The 7,022-nt window shown below is 58.6% G+C and carries 7 protein-coding genes; 4 read left to right on the plus strand and 3 right to left on the minus strand.

Annotated elements, in window-relative coordinates:
* Positions 1 to 97 precede the first annotated feature (97 nt).
* The 4 genes from V6C16_RS05930 to V6C16_RS05945 are packed head-to-tail and all read left to right on the plus strand — an operon-like array spanning position 98 to position 3,491.
* The gene (locus V6C16_RS05930; protein WP_012624113.1) at positions 98 to 1,003 is read left to right on the plus strand and encodes a branched-chain amino acid ABC transporter permease; all 906 of its coding nucleotides are present in this window, start codon (positions 98 to 100) and stop codon (positions 1,001 to 1,003) included.
* Complete coding sequence (locus V6C16_RS05935; RefSeq protein ID WP_333542886.1) at positions 1,000 to 2,010, plus strand: branched-chain amino acid ABC transporter permease; 1,011 nt, start codon at positions 1,000 to 1,002, stop codon at positions 2,008 to 2,010. Before V6C16_RS05930 ends, V6C16_RS05935 begins: the two co-directional genes overlap by 4 nt.
* Entirely contained in the window at positions 2,007 to 2,777 is a 771-nt protein-coding gene (locus V6C16_RS05940; protein WP_333535706.1) for an ABC transporter ATP-binding protein, read from the plus strand. Before V6C16_RS05935 ends, V6C16_RS05940 begins: the two co-directional genes overlap by 4 nt.
* A 3-nt stretch (positions 2,778 to 2,780) precedes the next feature.
* On the plus strand, positions 2,781 to 3,491 hold the full coding sequence (locus tag V6C16_RS05945) for an ABC transporter ATP-binding protein (RefSeq protein WP_333535707.1): 711 nt from the start codon (positions 2,781 to 2,783) through the stop codon (positions 3,489 to 3,491).
* A 330-nt stretch (positions 3,492 to 3,821) separates the two neighbouring features.
* Here V6C16_RS05945 and V6C16_RS05950 read toward each other — a convergent pair whose 3' ends face one another.
* From V6C16_RS05950 to pgk, 3 genes are all read right to left on the minus strand, one after another.
* A complete protein-coding gene (locus V6C16_RS05950) occupies positions 3,822 to 4,898 on the minus strand; it encodes an NAD(P)H-dependent amine dehydrogenase family protein (RefSeq protein ID WP_333535653.1) in 1,077 nt (358 codons plus the stop codon).
* Positions 4,899 to 5,482: 584 nt separating this feature from the next.
* Positions 5,483 to 6,301 (minus strand): MipA/OmpV family protein, encoded by an 819-nt coding sequence (locus V6C16_RS05955; protein ID WP_333535654.1) that lies wholly within the window; start codon positions 6,299 to 6,301, stop codon positions 5,483 to 5,485.
* Positions 6,298 to 7,022 (minus strand): phosphoglycerate kinase (gene pgk, locus V6C16_RS05960; RefSeq protein ID WP_333542887.1); only part of this gene is annotated, 725 nt, incomplete at its 5' end. The genes V6C16_RS05955 and pgk, both read right to left, overlap by 4 nt.

Consider the following 7,022-nt stretch of genomic DNA (forward strand, 5'->3'; position numbering starts at 1 on the left):
GCCGTATACGGCTCCGGCGGCGGGGCGCAGCCTCTCCGCCCACGGCGAGGCGCGCGTTTTTTTACGCCGCCGGAGCGTGGCAAGGGTATAACGCTTTATGGAACAGTTTTTACAGCAGCTTTTGAACGGCCTTGCCGTGGGGGGCATCTACGCCCTGGTGGCCCTGGGCTATACGATGGTGTACGGCGTGCTGAAGCTCATCAACTTCGCGCACGGCGACCTGTTCACCATTGGGGCCTATCTTGGACTGACCCTGCTGGTCAGTTGCAATCTTTCGGGCATGCTCAATCCCGTGGTGGCCGTGCTGGCCGTTTTTGTCATGGTGGCCCTGCTGGTAGCCATCATCGGCTTTTTGCTTGAACGCACGGCCTATCGGCCCCTGCGCAATGCGGGCCGTCTTTCTGCCGTGGTTTCGGCTCTCGGAGCCTCCATATTTTTTCAAAACGCCGTCATGCTCATCTATGGCGCGCGCTTTTACGTGTACCCCGATTATCTGAGACCAGATTTTACCGTGCATCTTTTCGGCTTGGCCGTTCCCGGCGTGCGCCTTCTGGTCATCGCCGCCAGCGTGATTCTTATGCTCGGCCTGTGGGCCTTTATTCAGCGTTCGCGCACCGGGGCGGCCATCCGCGCGGTAGCCATTGATCCCGGCGCGGCGCAGCTTATGGGCATCAACGTGGACCGCATTATCGGCCTGGTTTTTCTTATCGGGCCGGGCCTTGGCGGAGCCGCCGGGCTTATGGTGGGCATCTATTACGGGCAGATAGACTTTACCATGGGCTGGAGTTATGGCCTTAAAGCCTTTACCGCGGCCATTCTGGGCGGCATCGGCAATATTCCCGGAGCCATGATAGGCGGGCTTTTGCTTGGCGTTATCGAAGCCCTGGCCGCCGGGTACATCGCCATTGCCTGGAAAGACGCCATTGCTTTCTTTGTGCTCATCCTCATCCTTATCATCCGTCCCACCGGCATTCTGGGCGAACGCACGGCGGACAAGCTATGAGAAAAGAGCCTCTTCGTATTGCCGCCAGAGTCGCTCTGGCGGCGGTTATCTGCGTGCTGCCCCTCATCAGCAACGCCTACTGGACGGACGTGTGCGTGAGCATTGGCCTGTATGCCCTGCTTTCGCTTTCACTCAATGTTATCCTGGGGCAGGCGGGCATCTTTCACATGGGACACGCGGCATTTTTTGCCGTGGGCGCGTACACCACCGCCATACTGAACACATTGTGCCAGTGGCCCATCTTCTGGACCATGCCCGTGGCCGGAGCCGTGGCCGCCGCCTTTGCTCTGCTGGTGGCGCGGCCCATCATTCATCTGCGCGGCGACTATCTGCTGATCGTGACCATCGGCATTGTGGAAATTGTGCGCATTGCGCTTATTAACGACGTTTTCGGCCTTACCGGCGGGGCCAACGGTATTTTCGGCATCAGCCGCCCCAATTTTTTCGGCTTCAAGGTCGTCAGGGGCATCCAGTTCTACTATCTGGTCTGGGGCATGGTGGCCGTGAGTTTGCTGCTTTTTTACGGCTTGTGGCATTCGCGCTTTGGCCGCGCTCTCAACTACATCAAGGAAGATGATGTGGCTGCGGAAGGCTGCGGCGTCAACGTCACCCACTACAAGCTCATGGCTTTTGTGCTCGGGGCGTTCTGGGCGGGCATGGCGGGAACGCTGTATGCGGCCAAGATGACGACCATTTCGCCGGAATCGTTCAGCTTTATGGAATCCGTCATTATTTTTGCCGTGGTTATCCTTTCCGGCGGCAGCCAGATAGGCGTGCTTATCAGCGCGTTTCTGTTCATCGGCCTGCCGGAGCTGCTGCGGGAATTTTCCAACGCGCGCATGCTTATTTTTGGCCTGGCCATGATGGTCATGATGGTTTGGCGGCCCCAGGGGCTTTTGCCCCCGCGCCGCCGCCGCTACCATGTAGATGGTCTTTCCGGCGCTGGCGCACCGCAGGGCGCTGCTGGTGACGGCGGCAACGGAACCGCCGACGGGAGGCCCGCATGAGCCTTTTGCGCTTGCAGGAAATGACCAAGGTTTTCGGCGGCCTTGTGGCTGTCAACGATCTGACCTTCAATGTTGACGCAGGCAGCGTTGTGGGCCTTATCGGTCCCAACGGGGCGGGCAAGACCACGGTTTTCAACTGCATTACCGGCAACTATACACCTGAAAAAGGCCGCATCTTCTTTGACGGCGAGCCTATTGCCGGTCTGCGGCCCCACCGCGTGGTGGAGCTTGGCATTGCCCGTACCTTTCAGAGCATTCGCCTGTTCGGCAAGCTTTCCGTGCTGGAAAATGTTCTGGCCGGGCGTCACTGCCGCATGAAGGCGGGCATGCTGTCGTGCATGCTGCATCTGCCCCGGCAGCGCAGTGAAGAGCGTGCCGCCGTGGCGCGCTGTATGGAAGAACTGCGTTTTGTGGGGCTGGCCGACAGCCATGCCGAAGCCGCCGGGGGGCTTTCTTACGGCAACCAGCGGCTGCTTGAAATCGCCCGCGCACTGGCGTCCGACCCGCGCCTGCTCATTCTGGACGAGCCTGCCGGAGGCATGAATGATCAGGAAACTGTGGCTCTTGTAGACACCATAGCGGCCATTCGTGACAGGGGTATTACGGTGCTGCTGATCGAGCATGATATGCGGCTGGTCATGAAAATCTGTGAAAAACTGGTGGTGCTGGAACACGGCACCATGATAGCCCAGGGCGAGCCGGAGGCCGTGCGCCGCAATCCGGCGGTGGTGGAAGCCTACCTGGGCGTAGAAGACGAGAAGTGGTAAGCCATGTGCCTGTTGCAACTTTCTGACATACGGGTGAGCTACGGCAGCGTCGAGGTGCTGCACGGCATTAACCTGCGGGTGGAAGAGGGCGAGATAGTCACCATCCTCGGGGCTAACGGCGCGGGCAAAAGCACCACCCTGCTGTCCATCAGCGGGCTGGTGCGGCCCACTTCGGGCGAAATTCTTTTTGAAGGACAAAATCTTCTGCGGCTGCCGAGCCACAAGGTTGTGGGGCTGGGCATTGCGCAGTCGCCCGAGGGGCGGCGCGTTTTCGGCGTCATGAGCGTGCTTGAAAACCTTCGTCTGGGCGCTTTTTGCATTGAAGACAAAGCCCGCAGCGAGCGTACCCTGGAATGGATATTCGACCTTTTTCCGCGCCTGCTTGAGCGCAAGGATCAGCTTGCGGGGACGCTTTCGGGCGGCGAGCAGCAGATGCTCGCCATTGGCCGCGCCCTGATGGCCGAACCGCGCCTGCTGCTGCTGGACGAACCTTCTCTTGGTCTGGCGCCGCTTTTGGTACGCTCCATTTTTGAAACGGTGCGGGCCATCAACAAGCGCGGCGTCACCGTGCTGCTGGTGGAACAGAACGCCCGTGCGGCCCTCAAGCTGGCATCACGCGGCTACGTGCTGGAAGTGGGCAAGGTGGTTATGGAAGACCAGGCCCGCAGCCTGCTGAACAATGCCAGCGTGCGGGAAGCCTATCTGGGCGGCTAGGGCAACTTCACTTTGAATCTGCTCCGGGAGCGTTCCGGCAGCAGCCTTCCGCCGCTGCCGGGTGCAAGCCCGTATCCTGCGCGCGGCGAGGAACATCGACCCGTGCCGTTTTTGTGTTGCTGATTGCGTAAAAAGCCCCGCTTTCTGGTGGAAGCGGGGCTTTTTTTGTTTTTCGGGCGGAGCAGGACAAGCATCGATGAACGCTTTCAGCCACCGCGTGCGTTCTGGCCGCCGCCGTGCTGCCCAACGTACGCGGTGCAGCCGGACGGCCAGCGTGTACGGCTCAGCGCCCGAGATGCCACTGTGCGCCGATCTTTCAGGGCCGTGCCTTTATTTTTTCACGTAATAGTCCAGCGCTTTCACGCGGTAGCTGTTAACGGGCATCTTGTCAGTGGTTACATAGCCGGGAGCCGCGTTAATCAGGTCGGGAATGCGGTTCACCAGTGTGGCGCAGGTCAGTTCCACGGTGGCGGGACGGGTAATGACCACCTGGGTGTCAGGTTCGCCCATAAGGGTCCAGTCGTTGCGGTCCACCTCATCAGGAGCATAGACCTTGCCTATGCATTCGCTTTCAATGGCGATGCCTTCCTGCGTTTCGGTGGTGACCACTGCGGACATGCCCGTGGCATGCCCGGCGGGGATGGTCATGCCGAGGGTTTCGGACTTCAGTTCCGTGGAATGGGTCATGGGTACGCATTTCTGCACCTGACTTGTTACCGTAAGGCCGAGGCGTTCCGCCAGCCAGCCATTGACGTTCCACATGTAGGAAGGCAGAAATTCGCCTTTTTTGATAAGGGCAGCGCGTTCGCCTTCAGGAATGTTGTCTGCGGCGGCGATTTCTTTTTCAAAGGCGGCAAGGCTCAGCCCGGCCCCGTGCGCCTTTGCCAGCGCAATGCCGTAATCTTCCACATTATAGCTGGATTTGCCGCGTATTTTCCTGATGGTGTGCATGGCTCCGGCCAGGGTGGCGATAAGGTTGCCCCAGAACACGTCCTGATAGCCTGTGCCGCATATGGTGCAGCCGGTCTTTTTGGCGGTTTCGTCCAGTTCACGGGTGATGGCAGGCGAGGAATTGGCGGGAAAGATGGCCTCTTCGCAAATGGTGATGGCGTTGACGCCGGCCCGGGCGCAGGCCATAAGCGCATCCCTGACATCGCGAATCAGGCTCATGGTGGTGACAAGGCAGGCATCGGGCTTGACCTGGGCCAGCACTTTTTCCGCCTGAGCCGCGTCCTGAACGAGAACTTCCTTGTTTTCGCACCCCATGACGGAGCCGATGTCACGGCCGATGACCGCAGGATTGACGTCAAAGGCGGCTACAATTTCCGCGCCTTTTTCATATACATAGCGCATTGAATATCGCGACATTTTTCCGCAACCGTACTGGGCGATCCTAAGTTTGCTCATGGATTCCTCCTGGTTTGGAAAGTGGGGTTCTGGAGCAGATTAACTTTGAAATGCTTAACATTTCAAAGTTTTCATTCAGCCGAAAAATGCGATTTTCGGCTGAATCCGCGCCACATTGTGGCGCGCTGCACTTTCGTGCAGCGTTAGACACTGTCTAGAGCATTTACACTTTTTGCAAAGGTAAAATGCTCTAACTTGAAAAATAATTTCAATTAAAGTGTACGTGGTCTTTGTGAAAAATCAAGCATGCGCGATAGCTGTCCAAAGCGTGATGTGGGCCGTGGTCTTTATGGCCGTATTGCCGGAACTACAGTGAAAAGGCCGCGATCTTTTCAGATCGCGGCCTCCCGGCGGGCTTCCTGGAAGCATTGGGAATGGATATTCTCAATGCGAAAATGCCCCGGATTGCAGGCAGCCCTCTCAAGTGCAGATTGCGCCAGAGCAATTTCACTTTGAAATTGCTCTGGCGGCTGCGTGAGCAGTCGCCCGCCGCAAAGATGCAAGCGCAATTTACTTGCGCGGTTAAGCAGCGAAGCGAGCGTGTCTTAAACTTTGAGAATGTACATTCTCAAAGTTAATCTGCTCTAGAAAGCGTAAAGAAAGCCCGCGTTGAACGAATATGTGGTGCTGCGTTCCACCATTGGGCTGTCGGTAACTTCGCTACCCAGGAAAAGGGCCTTGCCGTTGAGAAGGACGCTCCAGCTCTCGGTAAGCGCCACGCGCAGGGTCAGCCCGGCATAGGGCGAGAACGCGCTTTCGGGGTTGTACTGCTTCAGGCCGCTTTTGCGTGATTCGCTGGAGCTGACGCTGTAGTAATAGTCGTTGTAGTTGCTGTCGGTCCACTGCGCGCCCACCGAGGGCATGATGATGATATTTTCGAAACGCAGCGGATAGGCGTAGGAAACATCGGCCATGACGCCGTTATTGACGCCCAGCACGTCCGTGGACAGCGTGGCTGATGCCAGACCGTAGCGGGAGCGCAGGGTGTAGTTCAAACCGGCCATGAGCGAGGAATAGCGATCGTCCAGCCGCTTCATCCTGTCATTGTCGCTCCACGAGGCATAAAAATGCTGCGGCAGGTAGGAAAGCTGGACGTTGAACTCGTGGTAGCGGTTTTTAAAGACATGCACGCCGCCGCTCAGGCCCCGCAGGTACAGCCAGTTGCCCTCGTAGCCCAGCAGGGGCAGGGGCGAACCCAGCGAGTCGATGCCCTTGTATTCCGATGTGCGCAACGACGCGCCAATACCCGCGTTAAAGCCCCACTTATCCTGCTGTGCAGCCGAAGCAGGGGCATCGGGATCATCTTCCCACAGTTCCTGTGCCTGCACTGTGGACGCTGCCAGCAGGCAGCAGATCCACAGCGGCAGCAGAAGCAGTGTGTTCAGGATAGAATATTTTTTCATGCACCCACCTGTGCGCGGTCTTCCAGCGCTGCGACGGAAGGCAGTTTTTTGCCTTCAAGCAGTTCCAGCGCTGCGCCGCCGCCGGTTGAGATATAGCCCATGCGGTCGGCCAGTCCGTATTTTTCTACGGCAGCTACGCTGTCGCCGCCGCCAACCACAACAAATGCCTTGGAGTCGCTCAGATATTCGGCCAGGGCCTTGGTCCCGTCGCCGAAGGGTTCCACCTCAAACGCGCCGACCGGGCCGTTCCAGACCACCGTGGCCGCCTTGGCAAGGAATTTTTCATACAGGGCCAGTGTTTCGGGACCGATATCAAGGATCATCTGGTCTCCCGGCACGTCACCCACGGCGTGCAGCATGGCCTGCTGGCGAGGAGCCAGTTCCTCGGCGGTGATCACGTCCACGGGCAGGGGCAGTTCCTTGTTGAGGGTCTTGGCCTGCGCCATTATTTTCTGGGCGTCGGGCAGCAGGTCTTCTTCGTACAGAGACTTGCCCACCATGTATCCTGCCGCGGCAAGAAAGGTGTTGGCTATGCCGCCGCCCACAATGAGCACATCCACTTTTTCCAGCAGGTTTTCCAGCAGGGCCAGCTTGGTGGATACCTTGGCCCCGCCGACAATCGCCACCACAGGCCGGGCGGGATTGTCGAGCACCTTGTCAAAAGCTGTCAGTTCGGCCTGCAGCAGGGGACCCGCGCAGGCCACAGCGGCGGCGCGCACAG

It is taken from the genome of Desulfovibrio sp. 1188_IL3213, from assembly GCF_036763145.1.
In the GTDB taxonomy this organism is placed as follows: Bacteria; Desulfobacterota; Desulfovibrionia; order Desulfovibrionales; family Desulfovibrionaceae; genus Desulfovibrio.